The 22,745-nt window shown below is 63.3% G+C and carries 28 protein-coding genes; 13 read left to right on the forward strand and 15 right to left on the reverse strand.

The genetic code is table 11. The features are described from left to right. Positions 1-50: 50 nt before the first annotated feature. From IE125_RS16465 to zapE, 5 genes are all read right to left on the reverse strand, one after another. Positions 51-530 (reverse strand): ClpXP protease specificity-enhancing factor, encoded by a 480-nt coding sequence (locus IE125_RS16465; RefSeq protein ID WP_189445761.1) that lies wholly within the window; start codon positions 528-530, stop codon positions 51-53. Positions 531-571: 41 nt separating this feature from the next. Then, positions 572-1,201 carry a stringent starvation protein SspA gene (gene sspA, locus IE125_RS16470; RefSeq protein WP_189445762.1) on the reverse strand — a complete coding sequence of 210 codons (630 nt, stop codon included), beginning with the start codon at positions 1,199-1,201 and terminating at the stop codon, positions 572-574. A gap of 176 nt (positions 1,202-1,377) precedes the next feature. Further along, positions 1,378-1,767, reverse strand: a complete 390-nt coding sequence (gene rpsI / locus IE125_RS16475; RefSeq protein ID WP_189445763.1) for a 30S ribosomal protein S9 — start codon at positions 1,765-1,767, stop codon at positions 1,378-1,380. Positions 1,768-1,779: 12 nt separating this feature from the next. Continuing rightward, positions 1,780-2,208 (reverse strand): 50S ribosomal protein L13, encoded by a 429-nt coding sequence (rplM, locus tag IE125_RS16480; RefSeq protein WP_189445764.1) that lies wholly within the window; start codon positions 2,206-2,208, stop codon positions 1,780-1,782. A gap of 200 nt (positions 2,209-2,408) precedes the next feature. Next, positions 2,409-3,593 (reverse strand): cell division protein ZapE, encoded by a 1,185-nt coding sequence (gene zapE / locus IE125_RS16485; RefSeq protein ID WP_189445765.1) that lies wholly within the window; start codon positions 3,591-3,593, stop codon positions 2,409-2,411. A gap of 206 nt (positions 3,594-3,799) precedes the next feature. On the opposite strand from zapE, the gene IE125_RS16490 reads away from it, so the two are divergent. Next, positions 3,800-4,249 (forward strand): Z-ring associated ZapG family protein, encoded by a 450-nt coding sequence (locus IE125_RS16490; RefSeq protein WP_189445766.1) that lies wholly within the window; start codon positions 3,800-3,802, stop codon positions 4,247-4,249. A 78-nt stretch (positions 4,250-4,327) separates the two neighbouring features. Here IE125_RS16490 and IE125_RS16495 read toward each other — a convergent pair whose 3' ends face one another. After that, positions 4,328-5,101 carry a Nif3-like dinuclear metal center hexameric protein gene (locus IE125_RS16495; protein WP_308430158.1) on the reverse strand — a complete coding sequence of 258 codons (774 nt, stop codon included), beginning with the start codon at positions 5,099-5,101 and terminating at the stop codon, positions 4,328-4,330. 159 nt (positions 5,102-5,260) lie between these two features. On the opposite strand from IE125_RS16495, the gene IE125_RS16500 reads away from it, so the two are divergent. Next, entirely contained in the window at positions 5,261-6,544 is a 1,284-nt protein-coding gene (locus tag IE125_RS16500; protein ID WP_189445767.1) for a Do family serine endopeptidase, read from the forward strand. 110 nt (positions 6,545-6,654) lie between these two features. Here IE125_RS16500 and hisD read toward each other — a convergent pair whose 3' ends face one another. From hisD to IE125_RS16545, 9 genes are all read right to left on the reverse strand, one after another. After that, positions 6,655-7,968, reverse strand: coding sequence for a histidinol dehydrogenase (gene hisD / locus IE125_RS16505; protein ID WP_189445768.1), 1,314 nt, complete (start codon positions 7,966-7,968; stop codon positions 6,655-6,657). A gap of 139 nt (positions 7,969-8,107) precedes the next feature. Next, positions 8,108-8,749: an ATP phosphoribosyltransferase gene (hisG, locus tag IE125_RS16510; RefSeq protein ID WP_189445769.1), complete on the reverse strand. Its 642-nt coding sequence runs from the start codon at positions 8,747-8,749 to the stop codon at positions 8,108-8,110. 17 nt (positions 8,750-8,766) lie between these two features. After that, positions 8,767-10,029, reverse strand: a complete 1,263-nt coding sequence (gene murA / locus IE125_RS16515; protein WP_189445770.1) for a UDP-N-acetylglucosamine 1-carboxyvinyltransferase — start codon at positions 10,027-10,029, stop codon at positions 8,767-8,769. A 67-nt stretch (positions 10,030-10,096) separates the two neighbouring features. Further along, a complete protein-coding gene (locus tag IE125_RS16520) occupies positions 10,097-10,351 on the reverse strand; it encodes a BolA family protein (RefSeq protein WP_189445771.1) in 255 nt (84 codons plus the stop codon). Between the two features lie 229 nt (positions 10,352-10,580). Next, positions 10,581-10,946 (reverse strand): STAS domain-containing protein, encoded by a 366-nt coding sequence (locus IE125_RS16525; protein ID WP_189445772.1) that lies wholly within the window; start codon positions 10,944-10,946, stop codon positions 10,581-10,583. Then, positions 10,943-11,605: an MlaC/ttg2D family ABC transporter substrate-binding protein gene (locus IE125_RS16530; protein WP_189445773.1), complete on the reverse strand. Its 663-nt coding sequence runs from the start codon at positions 11,603-11,605 to the stop codon at positions 10,943-10,945. Before IE125_RS16530 ends, IE125_RS16525 begins: the two co-directional genes overlap by 4 nt. Positions 11,606-11,673: 68 nt before the next feature. Then, a complete protein-coding gene (mlaD, locus tag IE125_RS16535; protein ID WP_189445774.1) occupies positions 11,674-12,135 on the reverse strand; it encodes an outer membrane lipid asymmetry maintenance protein MlaD in 462 nt (153 codons plus the stop codon). Further along, a complete protein-coding gene (mlaE, locus tag IE125_RS16540) occupies positions 12,132-12,914 on the reverse strand; it encodes a lipid asymmetry maintenance ABC transporter permease subunit MlaE (protein WP_189445775.1) in 783 nt (260 codons plus the stop codon). Before mlaE ends, mlaD begins: the two co-directional genes overlap by 4 nt. Next, on the reverse strand, positions 12,911-13,726 hold the full coding sequence (locus IE125_RS16545; RefSeq protein WP_189445776.1) for an ABC transporter ATP-binding protein: 816 nt from the start codon (positions 13,724-13,726) through the stop codon (positions 12,911-12,913). Before IE125_RS16545 ends, mlaE begins: the two co-directional genes overlap by 4 nt. Before the next feature lie 337 nt (positions 13,727-14,063). On the opposite strand from IE125_RS16545, the gene IE125_RS16550 reads away from it, so the two are divergent. The 11 genes from IE125_RS16550 to IE125_RS16600 all read left to right on the forward strand — a co-directional run bounded on the left by IE125_RS16550 (position 14,064) and on the right by IE125_RS16600 (position 22,698). After that, on the forward strand, positions 14,064-15,044 hold the full coding sequence (locus IE125_RS16550; RefSeq protein ID WP_189445777.1) for a KpsF/GutQ family sugar-phosphate isomerase: 981 nt from the start codon (positions 14,064-14,066) through the stop codon (positions 15,042-15,044). 49 nt (positions 15,045-15,093) lie between these two features. Then, the gene (lptC, locus tag IE125_RS16555) at positions 15,094-15,690 is read left to right on the forward strand and encodes an LPS export ABC transporter periplasmic protein LptC (protein ID WP_189445778.1); all 597 of its coding nucleotides are present in this window, start codon (positions 15,094-15,096) and stop codon (positions 15,688-15,690) included. Next, positions 15,687-16,226, forward strand: a complete 540-nt coding sequence (gene lptA, locus IE125_RS16560) for a lipopolysaccharide transport periplasmic protein LptA (RefSeq protein ID WP_189445779.1) — start codon at positions 15,687-15,689, stop codon at positions 16,224-16,226. The genes lptC and lptA overlap by 4 nt, the downstream gene beginning before the upstream one ends. 55 nt (positions 16,227-16,281) lie before the next feature. Continuing rightward, positions 16,282-17,007 (forward strand): LPS export ABC transporter ATP-binding protein, encoded by a 726-nt coding sequence (lptB, locus tag IE125_RS16565; RefSeq protein ID WP_189445780.1) that lies wholly within the window; start codon positions 16,282-16,284, stop codon positions 17,005-17,007. Between the two features lie 214 nt (positions 17,008-17,221). Beyond that, positions 17,222-18,646, forward strand: coding sequence for an RNA polymerase factor sigma-54 (locus IE125_RS16570; RefSeq protein WP_189445781.1), 1,425 nt, complete (start codon positions 17,222-17,224; stop codon positions 18,644-18,646). A 160-nt stretch (positions 18,647-18,806) separates the two neighbouring features. Further along, entirely contained in the window at positions 18,807-19,115 is a 309-nt protein-coding gene (gene hpf / locus IE125_RS16575; protein WP_189445782.1) for a ribosome hibernation-promoting factor, HPF/YfiA family, read from the forward strand. A gap of 10 nt (positions 19,116-19,125) precedes the next feature. Further along, complete coding sequence (gene ptsN / locus IE125_RS16580; protein ID WP_189445822.1) at positions 19,126-19,605, forward strand: PTS IIA-like nitrogen regulatory protein PtsN; 480 nt, start codon at positions 19,126-19,128, stop codon at positions 19,603-19,605. Positions 19,606-19,622: 17 nt separating this feature from the next. Next, positions 19,623-20,549, forward strand: coding sequence for an RNase adapter RapZ (rapZ, locus tag IE125_RS16585; RefSeq protein WP_189445783.1), 927 nt, complete (start codon positions 19,623-19,625; stop codon positions 20,547-20,549). Then, positions 20,536-20,805: an HPr family phosphocarrier protein gene (locus tag IE125_RS16590; RefSeq protein ID WP_189445784.1), complete on the forward strand. Its 270-nt coding sequence runs from the start codon at positions 20,536-20,538 to the stop codon at positions 20,803-20,805. The genes rapZ and IE125_RS16590 overlap by 14 nt, the downstream gene beginning before the upstream one ends. A gap of 113 nt (positions 20,806-20,918) precedes the next feature. Then, the gene (gene mgtE / locus IE125_RS16595) at positions 20,919-22,274 is read left to right on the forward strand and encodes a magnesium transporter (protein ID WP_189445785.1); all 1,356 of its coding nucleotides are present in this window, start codon (positions 20,919-20,921) and stop codon (positions 22,272-22,274) included. Positions 22,275-22,314: 40 nt separating this feature from the next. Then, the gene (locus IE125_RS16600) at positions 22,315-22,698 is read left to right on the forward strand and encodes an acyl-CoA thioesterase (RefSeq protein ID WP_189445786.1); all 384 of its coding nucleotides are present in this window, start codon (positions 22,315-22,317) and stop codon (positions 22,696-22,698) included. Positions 22,699-22,745 lie beyond the last annotated feature (47 nt).

Below are 22,745 nucleotides of genomic sequence, written 5' to 3' on the forward strand. Positions count from 1 at the left end.
GCGGTTCGCGACGACAGCGTGATTCGCGATACCAAGACCTGTCGCGGGGGCTACTTGACGATGCGTAGCGACGGCTTGCCCTTCTCGGGACGCGTCGGCGCCTCCTCATCGGACGACGCCTCGTCTTCAGTCGAATCGCTGCGCTGCTCGACGCTCTCCAGCGCAGGACGCTCGGTCTCGTCGAGCTCGGCCTTCTCCTCGCTGGCGAAGGAGGGCATTACCGGTTCCTGCCCGAACACCATGCCAACCCCGTTCTCTCGCGCATAGATGGCGATCAGCGCATCCATCGGCACGATCACCTGCATCGGCTGACCGCTGAAGCGAGCACCGAACGTGACCGCGGCATTGTCGATCAGCAGATCCCGCACCGCCGCCGGCGCGACGTTCAGCACGATCTGCCCATTCTGCACGAACTGCTGCGGCACCTTCACGCCAGGCTTGCCGGCATCGACCACGATATACGGCGTCTGCTCGTTGTCGAGAAGCCATTCATAGAGGCCTCTGGCCAGATAGGGACGGCTAGTCAGCATATCACCTCCTCTCGGGCAGCTTGCTTACGACACGCGCCGCATCAGCTACGCATTTCACGTTCGGTTTCAGACAGCGACACCTTGAACGCATCGCGCGCGAAAACGCGCTCCATGTAGCTCATGAGCGGCTTGACCTGCTTCTCCGGCAGCTCGACGCCGAGCGCAGGCAGACGCCAGAGGATCGGCGCGATACAGCAGTCGACCAGCGTAAACTCTTCGCTCATGAAATAGGGCATGTCTTCGAAGATCGGTGAGATGCCGGTCAGGCTCTCGCGCAGCTCTTTGCGCGCCTTGTCGGCTTCTTTCTTCGGTCCCTGGAGGATCTGGTCGACCAGCGGACACCACTCGCGCTCGATGCGATGCATCCAGAGCCGGCTCTGCGCGCGCGCGACCGGATAGACCGGCAGCAGCGGCGGGTGCGGGAAGCGCTCGTCGAGGTACTCCATCATGACCTTGGACTCATAGAGCACCAGATCGCCACGATCCACCAGCGTCGGAACGCTGTTGTACGGATTCAGATCGGCGAGCTCCGCGTTATGCTCATCGGCGGAAACGTCCAGAATATCGACGGCGATGCCTTTCTCGGCCAGCACGATTCTGACGCGATGACTGAAGTGATCATCATTGCCGGAGTAGAAGGTCATCGACGATCGCTTGGCCACTACACCCATGAAACTTTCCTCGCATTAATTCAACGGTCAATGATACCACGGCCCTTGCGGATTCTGGGCGGCGAAACGCGCCATCGGCTTTTGTCCGACCGAACGCCGCGAAACACCTGCCATGAACGGCAAAACGCCCGACTGAGGACAGTCGGGCGTTGAGCGCAAAGGCGATTCGGAAGGAATCAGCGCTTGGAGAACTGCGGACGACGACGCGCCTTGCGCAGACCCACTTTCTTACGCTCGACCTCACGCGCGTCACGCGTGACGTAGCCAGCAGCGCGAAGCGGCTTGCGCAGCTCCTCGTTGTACTCCATCAGCGCACGGGTGATGCCGTGACGGATAGCGCCGGCCTGGGCAGAACCGCCGCCGCCCTTGACGGTGACGAAGACGTCGAACTGGCCGGTGGTTTCGGTCAGCTCGAGCGGCTGACGCACGACCATCTGCGCGGTAACGCGACCGAAGAACTCGCCGAGTTCACGATCGTTGACGGTGATCTTGCCGGTGCCCGGCTTGAGGAACACGCGAGCGGTGGAAGTCTTGCGACGCCCGGTGCCGTAGTACTGTTGTGCCATGACGGATTACCCTCAGATGTTCAGTTCTTGCGGCTGCTGCGCGGCGTGCGGATGCTCGGTACCTGCATACACCTTGAGCTTGGCATGCATGGCACGACCCAGCGGCCCCTTGGGCAGCATGCCCTTGACGGCGGTCTCGATGACGCGCTCCGGCGCGTGGTCGATCAGTTTCTCGAACGACATGGAGCGCAGACCACCCGGGTAACCGGTATGACGGTAGTAATTCTTGGCTTGCGCCTTGTTGCCGGTCACGCGCACTTTTTCCGCATTGACGACGACGATGTAATCGCCAGTGTCGACGTGAGGCGTGTATTCCGGTTTGTGTTTGCCACGCAGGCGGCGCGCAATTTCCGTCGCCAGACGACCGAGCGTCTTGTCCGCGGCATCGACGACATACCAGTCGCGCTGCACGGTTTGCGGCTTGGCACTAAACGTCTTCATGAGTGTTTCACCAGATAAGCGAGTTTGGGCATTGAAGCGTGCTTCCCCCCGTCGCGGGCGGTACTTCTTCTGCCATCCCTATTTTTCTTGGGTTGCCCGCCAAAGCGAGGCAACGGTACGAAGAGCGCGCATTGTACACGAGCGTTTCGGCACTGCAAAGCCCGTACCGGCTGGAGAGGCAATCCCCAGGCCAGGCCCGCTCAGGGTTTGTGAGCCAGTGCCAGATAGTCTCGCGACTGCATCTCCTGAAGACGCGAGAGCGTGCGCTCGAACTCGAAGCCGAGATTGCCCCCGGTGTAGAGAGATTCGACCTCCGCTTCCGCGGACAGCAGCAGCTTGACCGCGCGGTCGTAGAATTCATCGACCATGCTGATGAATCGGCGCGCCTGATCGTCGCTGGCTGCGCCCATGCGGGGCACGTTGGAGACCAGCACGGTATGAAACTCTCGCGAGAGCTCGATGTAATCGTTCTGACTGCGAGGGCCATCGCAGAGCATCTTGAAGTCGAACCAGACGACCCCCTCGTGCTGACGCTTCGCGGTCAGCTCCCGATGATTGATGGTCAGTTTGACCTGCTCGCGCCCGTCGTTTCCGGCAACCGATCGAAAGCTCTTGGCCAGCAGCTGCTCTGCCTGCTCGTCCAGCGGCGAGTGGAATATCTCGACCTGCTCCAGCGCGCGCAGTCGGTAATCGACCCCGGAGTCGACATTGACCACCTCGCAGTGACGCTTGATCAGATCGATTGCCGGCAGGAACCGAGCGCGCTGCAGGCCGTCCTTGTAGAGATCGTCCGGCACGATGTTGGATGTCGCAACCAGCACGACGCCCTGCGCGAACAGCGCCTCCATCAGGTTGCCGAGTATCATAGCATCGGTGATGTCCTTGACGTAGAACTCGTCGAAGCAGATCACCCGCGCCTCACGTGCAAACTGGGCCGCGATCTGCGTCAACGGATTCTTCTCGCCCTTGTGGGCATCGAGCTCTCGATGCACGCGCTGCATGAAGCGATTGAAATGGGTTCGCATCTTGCGATCGAACGGCAGCGACTCGTAGAACACGTCGACGAGATAGGTCTTGCCCCGGCCGACGCCGCCCCAGAAGTAGAGCCCCATCACCTTGGGTTTGGCCGGCGCCGCCTCGGGAGCCTTGCTGCGCTTGCCGAATAGCCCCGCCACCTTGGAGAGCGTCGAGTCGCCGCCGCCGGCAGCAACCGAGGGCTGCGGCGCCGGCGTGCGCTGCAGATCATCGTACAGGCGCTGGAGGTGCTTGACGGCGTTCTCCTGCGCCGCGTCGTAACTGAAATCGTCGCGCTCGAGATCAGCGCGATAGCGCGCCAGCGGCGTCGACGCACCGGCGCGGGACGTTGCGGATTGCGGAGAACTCATGGTGATGTCGAAACCTCCCGTCGAATCGTGTGGCGGGGATTATAGCGTTCGACGAAGGTCTTGACAGCGTCGGCCGGATAACGAAGGTTTGACCCGGCAGCCGACCCGCTCGATATAATGGCCGCGCGTCGCACCCGCGCGGCCGGTTGGCGGCGACGGAGGTCCAAAAGTTGGGTCGTGCCGAGCACGACGATAAGGAGCGCACAGTGAACGAAAGCAATATCGACTGGATTCTGGCGATCGCCTGTTTCCTGGCGGGCATCGGTATCGGCGCCCTTTTCTACCACCTCTTGAATGCTAACGTGGCACGTAATCAGAAGGTGCGTCAGCGCCTGGCACAGACCGAACTGGAGCTCAACCAGGTCAAGGACTCGCTCAACGATCACTTCGCCAAGGCCGCGGATCTTGCCGCCGGCATTCAGCGCCAGAGCGGCGAACTCGAGCAGCATCTGCTCCAGGGAGCCGACCGCTTCGTCGACGATCTCAAGCTCAAGCGACGGCTGCACGGCGACCGTGAAGACGACGCAGACGAGGTCGATGCGCCGCAGGTCCCCAGAGACTATGCCGATGGCCAGCAGGGCACGCTCGCCGAGGATTACGGAGTCCGGCAGCGCCAGGCTAGCCAGGAGACCGTCACGCCGCCGCCTCGTTATTGAGACAGCCATGATGCCTCGGCGGTCGAGCCGTCTGTCGGGCTCGACCGCCCCCAACCCTCGGCATGAGCTACACCTTGCTCATGCCGGATTATCGATATCGACGAAACGATGCTCGAGTCCAAATCGGGCAGCGACCCACTCCCCCAGCGCTCGCACGCCATCGCGCTCCGTCGCGTGATGACCCGCCGCGATATAGCTAATGCCCATTTCCCGCGCCATGTGGGTGGTGCGCTCAGAGATCTCCCCGGAAACGAAAGCGTCCGCGCCAGCCTCGGCTGCCAGCGGCAGCATGTCCTGTGCGCCGCCGGTGCACCAGGCGATCTGCCGAATCTCGCGCTCGTGCCCCGGTATGAGCAACGGCTGACGCCCCAATGCAGCCGCGATTCGACCTGCCAGTTCGACGCTGCCGAGCGTCGCATCGGGAGCGCCCATCCACAGAATGCCCTGGCCCAACTCCCCATCGAGGCACTGCGGTGCCGCCACGCCCAGGCGAGCCCCCAGGCAAGCGTTGTTGCCCAGCGTCGGATGCGCATCCAGCGGCAGGTGATAAGCGAACAGGTTCATGTCGTGTTGAAGCAGCGTGGCAAAGCGCTTTCGCTTCATGCCGGTCACGCTGACAGGCTCGTTCTTCCAGAAATAGCCGTGATGCACGATGACGGCATCGGCATTCCAGGCCACGGCCTCGTCGAGCAGCGCCTGACAGGCGGTGACACCGGTCAACACACGCCGGATATCGGATCGCCCTTCGACCTGCAGGCCGTTGACCGTGTAATCCTTGAACGCCGACACGCGCAGCTCGTCGTCCATCGCCTGCTGCAGCTCGTGTCGCGTAATCGTCTGTTGCGAACTCATCTGACCTCCCGGCGAAAAATCTCGGTGAATGTTACACTTGCGCCGAGCGGATTATCGCAATGCGGTGGCGTTCGATAAACCGCCCGCCTCTTCGCACCATGCTCCTCATGGCGACCCAGGTTGCCGACCTTGTCGCTCCCGGTTTCAGGAAAGATTTCCATGCGCCGCCATCTGTCTACCTTCTTGTGGCCCGTCCTCTGCGGCATCCTGCTGGCCGTTGCACTGCTGTATGCCTTCCCGTCGCTGCTGGGCCGCGATGTCGCCCAGCCCGATGCGCCTCGCAGCGGCACCATGACCGCTTCCACCACCGATGCCCCGGAGCGCGACCCGCCGGACGTGATCGAAGCGCCAGCGCTCAATCGTAGCCAGGGTCCGGTCAGCTACGCGGAGGCGGTCAACCGAGCCGCTCCCGCCGTCGTCAATGTGTACTCGTCGAGGGTCGTCGACACCAGCCAGCATCCGCTGATGTCCGATCCATTCTTTCGCCAGTTCTACGGCAAGAACATGCCACAGCGCCAACGCATGCTCTCGAGCCTTGGCTCCGGCGTGGTCGTCAGCGAAGACGGCTACATTCTGACCAACAATCATGTCATCAACGACGCCGACCAGATTCAGGTGGCGCTGCGCGACGGCCGCGAAGCGATTGCCAAGGTGGTGGGAACCGATCCCGACAGCGACCTCGCGGTGCTGAAGATCGACCTGGACAACCTGCCGGTGATCAAGCTCAGCAATTCGGAAGACGTGGCGATCGGCGACGTCACTCTCGCCATCGGCAACCCGTTCGGCGTGGGCCAGACGGTGACGATGGGCATCATCAGCGCGACGGGGCGCGACCATCTCGGCCTGAGCCGCTACGAAGACTTCATCCAGACCGATGCCGCCATCAACCCTGGCAACTCCGGCGGCGCCCTGGTCGACGCCAATGGTTCGCTGATCGGTATCAATACCGCCATCTTCTCGCGCTCTGGCGGCTCCCAGGGGATCGGCTTCGCGATCCCCGCCAATCTGGCACGTACCATTCTCGATGACATCGTCATCCACGGACGCGTGATCCGCGGCTGGCTCGGTATCGATGCCCAGCAGATGACCCCTGACCTGGCGGCCTCGTTCGGCCTCAAGACGCTGAGCGGCGTGATCATCGCCAACGTCGTACACGACGGGCCAGGCGCCGACGCGGGCCTGCAGCCCGGCGACATTCTACTGGCCATCAACGGCAAGCCGATTCTCGACCCGCGCGAGACGCAGGTCGATATTGCCGAGATATCACCCGGTACGCGGCTACCCTTGACCATTCTGCGCGGCGGCGAGAAACGCGAGGTGACACTGACCGTCGGCGAACGCCCACGCCCACAGCAGACGTCGTCGGAGCAAGCCTCTCAGCAGAAACCGGCCGAGACACCGGAAGGCAGCGCTCCCGATAGCGGCGATGGGCAAACGCCTTGAGAAGCGATTGGGACGCGGGCCCAACGAATGAACTTTGCCCCCCCAAACGCAACCGCCGCCTGTCAGGCGGCGGATTTCGGTGCATCTGCAGGTCGCTTCCCGCTTAGGGGCTAGTCGCGCTTGAGGCGGTTCTCGGCGGAGCGCGCGTGGGCGGTCAACGACTCTCCTCTGGCAAGCACAGAAGCCGTCCGCCCCAGCGTGTCAGCGCCTTCCGGCGAACACTGGATCAGCGAGGAACGCTTCTGAAAATCGTAGACCCCCAAGGGCGAGGAGAAACGCGCCGTGCCGGAGGTCGGCAGCACGTGATTGGGCCCGGCGCAGTAGTCGCCCAGCACCTCGGCCGTGTAACGCCCCATGAAGATAGCGCCTGCGTGGCGGACGCTCTGCGCCATCTCTTGCGGCGCCTCGACAGAGAGTTCCAGATGCTCCGGCGCAATCCGATTGATCAGCTCGACGGCCTGCTCGCGGCTCTCGCACAGCACCAGCGCCCCGCGGCGCGACAGCGATTCGCGAATGATGCCTTCGCGCTCCATGGTCGGCAGCTGACGCTCGATGGCCGCTTCGACGGCATCGATATGCGCTGAATCCCACGCCACCAGGATCGCCTGAGCATCCTCGTCGTGCTCTGCCTGCGAAAACAGATCCATCGCCAGCCAGTCCGGGTCGGTGCCGCCATCCGACACCACCAGTATCTCCGATGGCCCGGCGATCATGTCGATACCGACCTGCCCGAAGACCGCTCGCTTGGCCGTGGCCACGTAGATGTTGCCCGGCCCGACGATCTTGTCGACTCGCGGCACGCTCTCGGTACCGTAGGCCAGCGCGGCAACGGCCTGAGCCCCACCCACGGTGAAGACACGGTCGACGCCGGCCAGATGGGCGGCAGCCAGCACCAGCTCGTTGACCACGCCATCGGGCGTCGGCACCACCATGATGATCTCGCTGACACCGGCCACATGCGCCGGGATCGCGTTCATCAGAACCGAGGAGGGATAGGCCGCCTTGCCGCCCGGCACATAGATGCCTACGCGATCGATCGGCGTCACTTTCTGCCCGAGCAGCGTGCCGTCGGCTTCCTCGTATTGCCAGGAACTGGGTTTCTGATGCTCGTGATAACTGCGCACACGCGTTGCGGCGTGCTGCAGCGCTGCCCGCTGCGCCTCCGGCAGGCTGACGAATGCAGCCTCGAGCCGAGCGGCCTCGATGACCAGCTCGTCGGCGCGAGTCACCGTCAGGCGATCGAAACGTGCGGTGTACTCGATCAGCGCCGCGTCGCCGCGCTCGCGGATCGCCGCGATGATGTCCGCGACGCGGACGGCAATCTCCTGATCGGAAACGCCTTCCCAGGAGAGCAGCGCATCGAGGCGCGAGTCGAAGTCGGCATCCTGCGTGGATAGACGGGCGATGACAGGGGGGAAACTCATGATCGGACTCTCCAGAATCGTCGCCTGCCGCAGCAGGCGCTGAAAATCGGGCGGCGGAACTTGCCACGGCAAGCCCTGGCCGGCGCGGCCTCGGGCGCTTGAACAGGCGCGGCCTCGGGCGCCTGAACCGGCGCGAACGTCAGCCGCGGCGCTCGGCGACGGCCTCCCGCAACCGGGCGATCAGCGGCTTGAGCTGCTCGTGCTTCATGGTCATCGAAGCCTTGTTCACCACGAGCCGCGTGCTGATGTTCTCGATCAACTCGCGGGGCTCCATGCCGTTGGCCCGCAGCGTATTGCCGGTGTCGACGATATCGACGATCTCGTCGGCCAGGTTCATCAGTGGCGCCAGCTCCATCGCGCCGTAAAGCTTGATCACCTCGGCCTGAATGCCCTGCTCCGCATAATACTGGCGTGCCACGTTGACGAACTTGGTGGCCACGCGTCGCCGAGCTCGGGCCGGCTTGGCACCGACGATGCCGGCCGTCATCAGGCGGCACCGAGAAATCTCCAGATCGACGGGCTCATAGAGCCCCTCTGCCCCGTGCTCGAGCAGCACATCCTTGCCGGCAACACCGAGATCCGCCGCGCCCAGCTGAACGTACGTCGGCACATCGACAGCGCGGATGACCACGAGCTTGACGTTGGGCAGATTGGTATCGAAAAGCAGCTTACGGCTCTTGCCGAAGTCGTCGGCCGGCACGATGCCCGCGTCGGCAAGCAACGGCAGCGTCTCCTCGAGGATGCGCCCCTTGGAGAGCGCGAGTATCAGTTGATCGCTCATGGTCTCTCTATGTCCGCCTAACCCGGTACGCGACGGATACGCGCGCCCAGCAGCTGCAACTTCTCTTCGATGCACTCGTAACCGCGATCGATATGATAGATCCGATCCACCATGGTCTCGCCTTCGGCCACCATCGCAGCGACGACCAGGCTCGCCGAGGCGCGCAGATCGGTCGCCATGACTGGCGCGCCGGAAAGCCGCTCGACGCCGGTGACGACCGCCGTGTTGCCCTCGAGCGCGATGTGCGCGCCCATGCGGTTGAGCTCCTGGACGTGCATGAAGCGGTTCTCGAAGATGGTCTCGACCACGGTACCAGTGCCCTCGGCGACTGCATTGAGCGCCACGAACTGCGCCTGCATGTCGGTCGGGAATGCGGGATAGGGCGCGGTGCGAATGTTGACAGCCCGCGGGCGACGCCCCGCCATGTCGAGTTCGATCCATCCCTCGCCGGTAGTGATCGTCGCCCCGGCCTCTTCCAGCTTGGCGAGCACCGCCTCGAGAATGTCGGCGCGCGTGTTGCGGACCTTGACCCGGCCACGCGTGGCGGCGGCCGCCACCAGAAACGTACCGGTTTCGATACGATCGGGCATCACGTCATAGTGGCAGCCGTGCAGGCGCTCGACACCCTCGATGGTGATGGTATCGCTGCCCTGCCCACGAATGTTGGCACCCATGGCAATCAGGCACTCGGCCAGATCGACCACCTCCGGCTCGCGGGCGGCGTTTTCCAGCACCGTGGTTCCCTCGGCCAAGGTGGCGGCCATGAGCAGATTCTCGGTGCCGGTCACGGTGACCGTGTCGAAGAAGATCGTCGCGCCCTTGAGGCGGCCATCGACGCGAGCGTGAATGTATCCACCCTCGATCCGAATGTCCGCCCCCATCGCCTCGAGCCCACGAATATGCAGGTCGACCGGGCGCGAACCGATGGCGCAGCCGCCCGGCAGCGACACGTCCGCCGTGCCGAAGTGCGCCAACAGCGGCCCGAGCACCAGGATGGATGCGCGCATCTTCTTGACCAGCTCGTAGGGTGCATGGCTATCACGCACCTGAGAACCGTCGATCTGGATGCTCATTTTCTCGCCCATCACCGGCTCGATGCCCATCCGCCCGAGCAGCTCCAGCGTCGTGGTGATGTCCTGCAGGTGCGGCAGATTGCCGATGGTCACCGGCTCGTCGGCAAGCAGGGTCGCAGCGAGAATCGGCAGTGCAGAGTTCTTGGCCCCGCTTGCCCACACTTCACCGTCGAGCGGCCCGTTGCCGGTAATGATCAGCTTGTCCATGAAGGTTCGCTATGCGTTCCTGAAATCGGCGTTTCCGTTGGCGGCGACGACCGGCCGGTCGCCTGCCTCAAAGACCGGTGTTTTCCGGCGCCTTGCCCCACTGCTCGGGGGTATAGGTCTTGATGGTGATCGCATGCAGCGCGCCCGAGGCGATTTCGTCGCCGAGCGCACCGTAGATCAGCTGCTGACGCTTGACCGGGCTCATGCCACCGAAAACCTCACCGATGGCGGTGACCTGAAAGTTGCAGCCTTCACCCTGGATGCGAAATTCGCAGCCCTCGATCCGGCTCTCGAGCAGGCTCTTGACGTCACTGGGTTGCATAATGATCGACTCCTCGTCCACATCGATGCTCGCGCCACGGCACTCGCCGACGGACGCTGCACCGGGAAAGCGCCACATGGTAGCGGAAAGCGCCCGGTTTTGGCGATGTTGGCGTGGTGCAAATTCGTGACAGACGAAACCGCCGGTCGCTTGCGCGAACCGGCGGCGTTGCCATCGGGCGAAGGTTCGGCGCCACCTGATGGCACCGAATCATAGCGATGGGCCACGCCTAGCGCATCGCGGCAGGCGCGGCATCCACCGGGCAGGTCGTCTCTTCAGCCGGCAGCAGCGGTGCCAGCTCGGTGATATCCATCAATCGCTGCAGCGGCGGCGACAGCGAGACCCGCTGCAGCTTGAGCGAGTGCTTCTGAATGCTGCGCACCCACACGAGGAGCACGCTGAGCACTGCGCTGCTGGCGACCCGCACCCGCGAAAGATCGAACGAGACGACCGTACCGTCCGGCTGATCGGCGAGCCAGTGCCGTCCCGACTGCGCCAGCGGGCCGGCGCTGTCGAAGTCCGCCTCGCCGTGGATCGTCAGCACATTGTCGACGACCTCCAGCCTGGCGTCCTCTCGCTCGAGCAGTACGCTCACGAGTCGCCGCCCTGCTCTAGCTCGTCGGTTCCGACCTCGGGGGCCCAGTTGGCGATGACCGCGTCGATATCGCGGTTGTTGTCCCGCATGGCCTGGTCGAACTGATTGCGGAACGTCAGACCGAGATTGATGCCGTTGACGATCACGTTGATCACCTTCCACTGCCCGTCGCTCTGGCGCAGCGTGAAGTTGACCGGATAGGTCTTGCCGTCGGTGGAGACCACTTCCATCGGTACGGTAGCCTGATCCTCGTAGCGGCCGGCATCGCTGCTGTCCTTGACCCGCAGCGTCTGATAATCGAACGTCACCAGGCCTTTGGCGTAGGTATCGATCAACGTCTTGCGGAACACGTCAACGAAACGCGAGCGCTGTTCGGGCGTCGCACCGCGGAAGTAGCGTCCCATCACGCTGGCGCCGATGTAACGAAAATCGGCCACATCGGCCATGTTGGTATCCACCAGCTTCGAGAGTTCCGCCTCGTGCTGAGCGTAGTAATCCTTCTTGCCCTCCAGCTGGGACATCAGCGAGTCGACGCTCTGACGCACGACCTCCGTCGGCGACTTTTCCTGGGCCAAGGCGGAAAGCGTCGTAAGGCATAGCGCCATGGCGACCAGTGCCGCCAGCCAGCCCTTGAGAGAACCATTGTGTAGACGTTTCATATCGGACTCCTTGTCATGGCCTGCAACGCCACGGCTGTGGCGACTCATCACTTGCGACGAAACGCTCGTCATTTCGCCATGTTGGACACGAACTGCTGAATGAGTTCCTCCAGCACCAGTGCCTGCTGGGTATCGTGGATCACACTGCCGTCATGCAGCATGTCAGGCGAGCCACCCGGGGTAAGGCCGATGTACTGCTCACCCAGCAACCCCGATGTCAGTATGGCCGCGGCCGTATCGTCGGAAAGCTTGCCGTCGTAGTCGGCGTCGATCTCCATCGTCACCTTGGCGTCGAACCATTTCGGATCGAGCTGGATGCTGGTGACCTTGCCGACGCGCACGCCGGACATGGTGACCTTGGCGTTCTGCCGCAGTCCGCCGATGTTGGCGAAATTGGCCGTCACCGTGAAGGTATCGTTGGGTACACCGACCCCGAGCCCGCTCACGCGTAGCCCCAGGAAGACCAGGCCGAGAATGCCGGCCAGCATGAACAGGCCAACGCCCAGTTCCAGAAATCTGTTGCGCTTCATCCGAAATCTCCAAACATCAGTGCGGTGAGCACGAAATCCAGGCCCAGCACCGCCAGCGAGGCATAAACCACGGTTCGCGTGGTCGCACGCGAAATCCCCTCGGAAGTCGGCACGAGGTCATAGCCCTGGAAAACCGCAATCCAGGTCACGACCAGACCGAAAACGAGGCTCTTGACCATCCCGTTGAGAACGTCGTCGACAAAGTCGACGCTATCCTGCATGTTGCTCCAGTAGGAGCCATCGTAGACGCCAAGCCAGTCGACCCCCACCAGATGACCGCCCCAGATGCCGACGACGCCGAAGATCACGGTCAGGATCGGTAGCGACACGAACCCTGCCCAGAGTCTCGGCGCCACGATCCTGCGCAGCGGATCGACGCCGATCATTTCCATGCTGGTGAGCTGCTCGGTAGCCTTCATCAGACCAATCTCCGCCGTCAGCGCCGAACCGGCGCGTCCGGCAAACAGCAGCGCCGCGACGACTGGCGCCAGCTCGCGCACCAGCGAAAGCGCCACCATCTGTCCTAGCGCCTCGTCGGCCCCGAACTCGACCAGGATGGTGAAGCCCTGCAACGCCAGCACCATGCCGATGAACACGCCCGAGACCAGCACGATCGCCACCGACATGACGCCGACGAAGTGCATCTGCCGGATCCAGAGATAGAAGCCTTCTCGCGAGGGCAGACAGAAGATGGACTGGACCAGAAACAGGCCGGCACGCCCTATCGCCCCGATGACGTCCAGCGTGGCGCGCCCCAGCCTCTCGATACGATCGATCATGAGAGCTGCCCCGCCGGTGCCAGAATGTCATCGAAAAACGCTGGCGCCGGGTAGTGGAAAGGCACCGGACCGTCCGGTTCACCATGCACGAACTGCTTCACGTGCGCGTCATCGTTGACGTCGAGTGTCTGCGGCGTGCCGTGGGCCATGACCTTGCCATCGGCAATGATGTAAACGTAATCGGCGATCGTCAGCGTCTCCTTGATATCGTGAGAGACCACGATAGCGGTCAGCCCGAGCGCCAGGTTGACCTTCTTGATCAACTGCACCAGCACACCCATCGAGATCGGGTCCTGCCCCACGAATGGCTCGTCGTAGAGCACCAGGTCCGGGTCGAGCGCTACCGCACGCGCCAGCGCTACGCGCCGCGCCATGCCCCCGGAAAGCTCCGAGGGCATCAGGTGACGCGCCCCGCGCAGACCCACGGCTTGCAGCTTCATCAGGACGATATCGCGGATCATCGCGTTCGGCAGATCCGTGTGGACACGCAGCGGAAAGGCCACGTTCTCGAATACATCCAGATCGGAAAACAGCGCCCCGCTCTGGAACAGCATGCCCATCCGCCGCCGCAGCTTGAACAGCGACCGCCGGGAGAGCTGGTGTACATCCTGACCGTCGATCAGGATCTGGCCCTGATCCGGCACCAGCTGACCACCGATGAGTTTCAGCAGCGTCGTCTTGCCGGTTCCGCTGGGCCCCATGATGGCGGTTATCTTGCCGAGGGGAATCTTTAGATCGACACCGCGAAAGATCTCCGAGTTACCGCGCGCGAAATGCAGATTCTTGACCTCGACCATGATCGGGTCATCCATGGCCTATCCATCGGTTCGTGAATGAGTGATCGGACGCCGACCATCGACCGCACGGGAAGCGTCGAACGCCAATTATCGAACATTGTATCCTAACCGGCCTGACAGCCACCAGCCACTCTGCCGATCACTGCCCGATCGAGGTGAAGCGGTGCGACCGCCCGCGTCGGGTCATGAGACAGTGACTTAAGCCTAGTTCACTCACACGGACTCGCTCGGCTACACGAAATGGCGCCCGATCAAGGGTATACTCCCCGGTCATGGCCGCGACCGGCCGCCGCCAAGCGCGACACCCGAGCCGATCGCAGCCCCACTATGGATGGCCGTTGGAGCCTGAATCATGAACCACAGCGCAACCGCTATGGCGTTTCGCGCCAGCGCCAGGCGCACTCTGACACTGGAGCAGCAGGCGATCGGAGAGCTGATCGCCAAACTGGATTCGAGCTTCGACAGTGCCTGCCAGGAGCTGCTGGCCTGCCGCGGCCGCATCATCGTCACGGGCATGGGCAAATCCGGCCATATCGCGCGCAAGATGGCCGCGACGCTCGCCAGCACCGGCTCCCCCGCTTTCTATGTGCATCCCGGTGAAGCGAGTCATGGCGATCTCGGCATGATCACCGGCGACGATGTCGTCGTGGCACTCTCCAATTCCGGCGAGACGCAGGAGATCACCGGGCTGATGCCGCTGTTCAAGCGGCTGGGTGCTCGTCTGATCAGCCTGACCGGCCGACCGGGGTCGACACTGGCACGCTATAGCGACGTGCATGTCGACGTCGGCGTCTCCCGCGAGGCCTGCCCTCACGATCTGGCTCCGACCTCATCGACCACCGCCGCACTGGCAATGGGTGACGCGCTGGCTCTGGCGTTGCTCGAATCACGCGGCTTCAGCGCCGAGGATTTCGCGCTCTCGCATCCCGGCGGCACGCTCGGCAAGCGTCTGCTGCTGCGCGTTCGCGACCTGATGCATGGCGACGAGCGCCTGCCCTGCGTGCCCGCCGGCAGCCCGCTGCGTGAGGCTCTGCTGGAGATGACCCGCCAGGGCATGGGTTTTACCTGCGTCGTCGATGAACGTGGCGCGCTGGTCGGTGTCTACACTGACGGGGACCTGCGCCGCACGCTCGACCAGCGCGGAGATTTCTCGCTGCTGCGCGTGGACGATGTCATGACCCGCGGCGGCAAGACCGTTGCCCCGGACACGTTGGCAGCGGAAGCCGTGCGCCTGATGGAAGACAGCCGCATCTCCGCCCTCGCGGTCGTCGAGGACGGCAAGCCGATCGGCGCACTGCACATGCACGACCTGCTGCGCAGCGGCGTCATCTGATTGCCGACCTGCCTTCAGTTTTCAGCCTCACCCGTTTCAGGAGTCTGCCTTGGCGCAACGAGCCACATCCCGATCCCCCTGGTGGCGAAGACTCGGCCTGCTGGCGCTGCTGCTGGCGCTCGGCGCGGGCCTCACCTATCTCGATCAGCGCGGAGATCGCACGCCACAGCCGGTGCCCAGCGATGCCGCCGGCGAGCCCGATTACTACCTCGAAGACGCCAGCATGACGCGCTACGACGAGCAGGGCCGCGCCTATCAGCGCCTCGACACACCGCGGCTGGTCCACACTCCCTCGGATGACATCATTCGTGCGCAGACGCCGCATGGTTACGTCGTCGACGACGAGCAGCGCCGCTGGCAGCTCACCAGCGACAGCGGCCAGCTCAGCCGCGGCGGCGAGCGTCTGACGCTCGAGGGCAATGCACGGCTGGTTCAGCCTGAGCAGGCCTGGCAGCTGGAAACGCAGACACTGCACTACGACAATCGAGAGGCTCATGCCTGGAGTGACACCGCCTCGGTGTTGCGTCAGCATAATCAGACCATGCGCGGCGACCGCTTCGACGCCTGGATCGACGAGAACCGCATGCGCTTGACCGACAACGTGCAGGGCAACCTGCCACAGCAATCTGAGGACACAGGATCATGAGGCGAGAACTCGGCCAACTGCTGGTACTGACGGCGCTGAGCTTGCCCAGCGTCTCGGCGCTGGCACTGGAGAGCGACGCGAGCGCGCCGATCGAGATCGCCGCCGATCAGCTCGAAATCGATGACCGACAAGGGACGGCCGTCTATACCGGCGGTGTCGACATGCAGCAGGGCTCCATGCAGCTCAAGGCAGCGCGGGTCGACATACAGCGCGGCAGCAACGGCCAGGTCAGTCAGGTCACGGCCAAGGGCAGCGGCGGTGAGCGCGCCTATCTCGAGCAGAAACCCGCGCCGGACGACGAGCTCGTCAAGGGCTGGGGCGACACGGTGATCTACCACGCCGGCGAGCGGCGCGTGGAGCTGGTCGGCAATGCCGAGCTGCACCAGGGCGGTGATACCTTCGACGGAGCCTATGTCGAGTACTATCTCGATTCACGCCGCGTTCAGGCCCGGTCCGGCGACAGCAGCGACAGCCAGCGCGTCCGGATGACGCTCACGCCGCGCCAGTCGGGTACCGAGGCCTCTTCCGCGCAATAGGCTCGCGCTGCCGCGCCATGCACCATCCTCCCGACAATGGCTCAGGATCGCATCGATGAAAACCCTCACGGCCGCCAATCTGGCCAAGAGCTACAAGGGACGCCGCGTCGTCCATGATTTCAGCCTGACGCTGCGCCAAGGCAGCATCGTCGGCCTGCTCGGCCCCAATGGCGCCGGCAAGACGACTTCCTTCTACATGATCGTTGGCCTGGTCAAGGCCGATGCCGGCAGCGTGCATATCGACGAACGCGATCTGAGCCGCGCGCCGATGCACGACCGTGCCCGAGCCGGAATCGGCTATCTCCCCCAGGAAGCGTCGATCTTTCGCAAGCTGAGCGTCGCCGACAACATCATGGCGATTCTCGAGACGCGCAAGGACCTCGACCGCGCCGGCCGACGCGAGCAGCTCGAGCGACTGCTGGCCGACTTCCACGTCGACCACATCCGTGACAACCTCGGCATGAGTCTCTCCGGCGGGGAGCGTCGCCGCGTCGAGATCGCCCGGGCCCTGGCGACGGAACCCGCCTTCGTGCTGCTCGATGAGCCGTTTGCCGGTGTCGACCCGATCTCCGTTGGCGATATCAAGAGCATCATCCGTCAGCTGAGGGACCGGGAGATCGGTGTACTGATCACCGACCATAATGTCCGCGAAACGCTGGATATCTGCGACAACGCCTACATTGTCGGCGACGGTCAGATCATCGCCGAAGGTCGCCCGGAAGCGATTCTCGACAACCAGCGCGTTCGGGACGTCTACCTCGGCCACGAATTTCGCTTATAATCTTTCTCGCTCGACTGACACCGGCCAGCCGCACCGCCGATGCTACTGGCCGGCAGCCCTTTTCAGGCATGCCCCCGCCCCGGTTTTCTGCCTCAACTCCCCGACCGAAAAATAGCACGCTGTCAATGGCATGTTTATTGCATAAAGCGTTGCAAGTAATCTGAGCAATCAGTAACGTGATCTCTCCACCGTTGATTGTGACGACCGTTTCTCCATGTCAATGAAACCTTCGCTGCAACTCAGAGTCGGCACGCAGTTGACCATGACGCCGCAGCTGCAGCAGGCGATTCAACTGCTTCAGCTCTCGACGCTGGATCTCCGCCAGGAGATCCAGCAAGCGCTCGAATCCAATCCCATGCTCGAGATGGAAGAACAGTACGCCGAGCAGGAGAGCCAGGAGGCACCCGAGGAGGATTGGGCCAGCGACATCCCCGATGAACTTGCCGTCGACAGCGACTGGAGCGATACCTACCAGGATGCGACACCCGCAAGCAGCGGTGCGTCTGAAGAGGGCCCGGATTTCGATCGCAACGCGGCAACGACCAGTCTTCACGACCATCTGCTGTGGCAGCTGGCCATGGGGAATTTCGACGCTCGCGAACACGAGCTGGGGGAGTACCTGATCGATGCCATCGGGGACGACGGCTACCTCTGCGGTTCGCTGGACGAGCTCGCCGCCAGCCTGCGAGATCAGCGCCGCGAGAGCTTCAGCGTTGCCGACCTGGAGCACACGCTGATGCGGCTGCAGCAGTTCGACCCGACCGGCGTCGGCGCGCGAGACCTGCGCGAGTGCCTGCTGCTGCAGCTCGGCACGCTTGCCGAAGAGACCCCGCTGCTGCCGCAGGCCAAGCGTCTCGTGCGCCAGTTTCTCGAGGCGCTGGCCAGCAATGATCGCCGCCTGCTCAAACGCCGCCTGCGGCTCGAGGAGGATGAGCTCGACCAGGTCATCGCGCTTATCCGTACACTCGACCCGCGTCCCGGTCAGCGTTTCGACACCAGCCGGCACGATTACGTCATTCCCGATCTGGTCGCGACTCCCACTCACGAAGGCTGGCGTATCGAGCTCAACGCCGAAGCGCTGCCGCGACTGAGAATCCAGCCGGATTACGCCGCATTGATCAAGCGCGCCGACAAGAGCGATGACAACACCTTCCTGCGCCAGCACCTTCAGGAGGCACGCTGGCTGCTCAAGAGCCTGTCGAGCCGCAACGATACCCTGCTGCGCGTGGGACGCGAGATCATGTCTCGCCAGGTCGAGTTCCTCGAGCGGGGCGAAGAGGCAATGAAACCGCTGATCCTGGCCGACATCGCACGCAGCGTCGACATGCACGAATCGACCATCTCTCGCGTCACCACGCAGAAGTACATTCACACGCCTCGCGGCGTCTTCGAGCTGAAGTACTTCTTCTCGAGTCAGGTCGGCGGCAACCGGGGGGAAGGTGACAGTTACTCCAGCACCGCCATCCGGGCACGCCTGAAAAAGCTGATCGGCGAGGAGTCTCCGCGCAAACCGCTGTCGGACAGCAAGCTCGTCGACCTGCTCGCCCAGGCGGATATCAGCGTGGCGCGGCGCACGGTCGCGAAATACCGTGAAGCGATGGGCATTCCGTCGTCCAGCGAACGCAAGCGACTCTCCTGATCCGGCGGGTCAACGATATCCGGGCTGCTTGATCCAGGCTGCTCGACCCCGTTTGCTTGACCCGGCTGCCGGCTCGAAGCGACGATCATGGTCGACGCCTTTGCAGCGCCGGGAAAAGGGTTACAATCAAAGGTGCCATTCGTCGCCATAGGAGTGCGCCATGCAAGTGAACGTTACCGGCCATCACGTCGAGCTGACCGACGCGCTACGTGACTACGTCAACGAGAAGCTCGCCCGTTTGGAGCGTCACTACGACAACATCACCACCGTTCAGGTGACCTTGAGCGTCGAAAAGGAGCGTCAGCAGGCCGCGTGCACGCTGCACGCGGCGGGGGGAGATCTACACGCCGAAGCCAGCGACAGCGACATGTACGCCGCGATCGACGCGCTGGCAGACAAACTCGACCGCCAACTGGTCAAACACAAAGAGAAAGCTCAAGCCCGCGCACAAGGCGCAGGTGCCCGCTGACTGCCTGATGATGACACTGGAAAGCATTCTGCCCCCCGAGCGCACCCTCTACGGCGTCACGGGGGGCAGCAAAAAACGTCTGCTGGAATTCTTCAGCACCTTCATTGCCCAGAATACACCGAGCCTGGATAGCCAGGAGGTGTTCAGCCGCTTGATCGGCCGCGAACGCCTCGGCAGTACCGGCATCGGCAATGGCGTCGCCATTCCCCACGCCCGCAGTCCGCACTGCAAGACGCCCGTGGCCGGGTTCATGCGCCTCGAGGATGCCATCGACTTCGACGCCATCGACGGCGAGCCGGTCGATCTGGTTTTCGTGCTGCTGGTGCCCGAGGAGGCCGACGACGCCCATCTGTCTCTGCTGGCCGAGGTTGCCGGCATCATGAACCAGTCGGGCGTACGCCATCAGCTCCGCCAAGCGGATTCGCAGCGTGCGCTGCATGACACGCTCATCGAGGCCATCCGTCACCATCAGGAAAGCCCCGGCGACTGAATCAGGACAACGGAATCATGCAGCTCGTCATCATCAGCGGCCGCTCCGGCTCAGGGAAATCCATCGCGCTGCAGGCACTGGAGGACCTTGGCTACTACGCCATCGACAACCTGCCAGCCAATCTGCTCGCTCCCTTGATCGACGAACTGCGCAGCGAGCCGCCCGCCCGCGCCAACGTCGCGGTCAGTATCGATGCCCGCAACGTGCCGGAGTCACTGGAACGGTTCCCCGTGCTGCTCGAAGCCGTCCGCGAGCGCGGAATCGATACCCAGGTGGTCTACCTGACGGCCGACGCCAAGATTCTGCTGGAGCGCTACTCCGCCACGCGCCGTCGCCACCCGCTCACTCGCGGCAACGACATGACCCTGGCGGAGGCGATCGATCACGAGCAGGAGTTTCTGGCCCCGATTCGTCGCGTCGCCGACCTGGTCATCGATACCCGCGGGCTCTCCGTTCACGACCTGCGCGCGCGGATCTCCGAACAGGTTGCGAGGCACACCGGCGGCCGCCTGACACTGACCTTCGAATCCTTCGGCTTCAAGCGCGGAGTGCCGCTCGACGCCGACATGGTGTTCGACGTCCGCTGCCTGCCCAACCCGTTCTGGGACCCAGAGCTTCGCGGATTCGACGGACGCGACAGCGAAATCATCGAATTTCTCGAAGCCTATCCCGACGTGCACGCCATGGCCGGCGACATTCATGCCTGGCTCACGCGCTGGCTCCCCGCCTACCTCGCCAGCCACCGCAGCTACCTGACGGTAGCGATCGGCTGTACCGGCGGCCACCACCGTTCGGTCTATCTGATCGAGCGCCTCGCCCGCCATTTTCATCACGAGGCCGTGGACATTCGTCTACGCCACCGCGAGCTCGGCGTGCATACCGCCCTGTCAGAGAACATCGCCCCCCCGCTCACGCCGCCACGAGGCCTCGATGCCGACACGTGAGCTTCGCCTGATCAACCGTCGCGGTCTGCACGCCCGCGCCGCCACCAAACTCGTGCAGTGCTGCCAACCCTTCAGCGCCCGTGTTGCCGTCAATCACGGTGAGCGCAGCGCGGACGCCGCCAACATCATGTCCCTGCTGATGCTCGCGGCACCCTGCGGCACCGTCCTCACGGTCATGACCGAAGGCGAGGACGCCGAGGACGCCATGAGCGCAATCGAAGCCCTGTTCGATGCCCGCTTTCATGAAGACGAATAAGCTGACCTTCGCCTAAGCCTAATTCGAGAACAGCGTTTCTTATCCTCGTCATTTGCCTCGACGATGGTAGAATGCTCATCCTGTCGCCAGCCTTTCAAGGATGAACGTTCCGGATGAGTCACAATCCCGAAAAGCTGCAGCCACGGCTGGCCAAACTCAATGAAGCGCTCGAGAGCGGTGCCCTCGATCAGGCACGGCGCATGCTCAATCGCGGCCTCGCCCCGGTGGATGTGGCGCACTTGCTGGAGTCCACGCCGCCCAAGGAACGCGAGATTCTCTGGGGCCTGCTCGACCCGGAGCTGCATGGCGACGTGCTGCAGTACCTGAACGATGACGTTCAGATCGAATTCCTCAACCGCATGGACGCGGAACAGCTGCTGACGGCAACCGAAGGCCTGGACGTCGACGATCTCGCCGACCTGCTCCAGCAACTGCCCAACACCGTCATCCAGGAAGTTCTTCAGTCGATGGAGGCGCAGGAGCGCCAGCGCGTCGAAGAAGTACTTTCCTATCCGGAGGACACCGCCGGCGGGTTGATGAACCCGGATGCGATCACCATCCGTCCGGATATCACGCTGGATGTGGTCATGCGCTATCTGCGCCGCCACGAACGCCTGCCGGACGCCACCGATACGCTGCTCGTGGTAACGCGGCGAGACGAGCTGATCGGGATTCTGCCGATCAACCGTCTGCTGGTATCGGACGTCTCGGTGCTGGTCCGCGAGGTCATGGAGACCGACTTCCATTCGATACAGGCCACCGCCTCCGACAGCGATGTCGCGACACTATTCCAGAAGCACGACTTGATCTCCGCGCCGGTCGTCAGCGTCGACGGCCTGCTGCTCGGTCGAATCACCATCGATGACGTCGTCGACGTCATCCGCGAAGATGCCGAGCATCAGGTGATGAGCATGGCCGGCCTCGACGAGGACGAGGACACCTTTGCTCCCGCCCTGCGTACCAGCCGGCGTCGGGCCGTCTGGCTCGGGATCAATCTCGTCGCGGCCACCATCGTTTCGATCGCGATCGGGTTTTTCGAGGACACCATTCAGCAGATCGCCGCTCTGGCCGTACTCATGCCCATCGTTTCCAGCATGGGCGGCATTGCCGGCTCGCAGACGTTGACGGTGCTCATTCGCGGCATTGCGCTGGGCCACGTCTCGGGCGCCAACGTCCGCTGGCTGCTGGTGCGAGAACTGCTGGTCGGCATGACCAACGGTCTGATCTGGGCCGTGGTTGTCGGCGCGATGTCCGTCATTCGTTTCGATGATATCCGCCTCGGCGAGATCATCGCCATGGCCATGGTGATCAACCTGACCGTGGCAACGCTCGCCGGCACCCTGATTCCCGTGCTGCTGAAAAAGCTCAAGATCGATCCGGCCCTGTCAGGCGGCGTACTGCTGACCACGATCACCGACGTCGTCGGCTTCGTCGCCTTCCTGGGCCTGGCAACAGCACTCTATCTCTAAGATCGGCTTTAGAGAACGACATCGACTCAAGGCGACGCGCATGAATTTTCACACCCGCAAATGGATCAAGCCGGAAGATCTCAATCCCAACGGCTCGCTGTTCGGCGGCAGCCTGCTGCGCTGGATCGACGAGGAGGCGGCGATCTACGCCATCATTCAGCTCGATAACACTCAGGTGGTGACCAAGTACATCTCCGAGATCAATTTCGTCTCCAGCGCCCGGCAGGGAGATATCATCGAACTGGGCATGACCGCCACGCATTTCGGCACCACCTCGATCACGCTGCAGTGCCATGTGCGTAACAAGATCACGCGCAAGAGCATCCTCACCATCGACAAGATGGTCTTCGTCAATCTCGGCGAAGACGGCGCCCCCGCGCCCCACGGCAAGACCGAAATCACCTACGTGAAAGATCGGCTCTGAGCCGCGAGCCGCGAGCCGCGAGCCGCGAAAATCGACATGGCATTTTC

Source organism: Salinicola rhizosphaerae, assembly GCF_014652715.1.
GTDB lineage: Bacteria > Pseudomonadota > Gammaproteobacteria > Pseudomonadales > Halomonadaceae > Salinicola > Salinicola rhizosphaerae.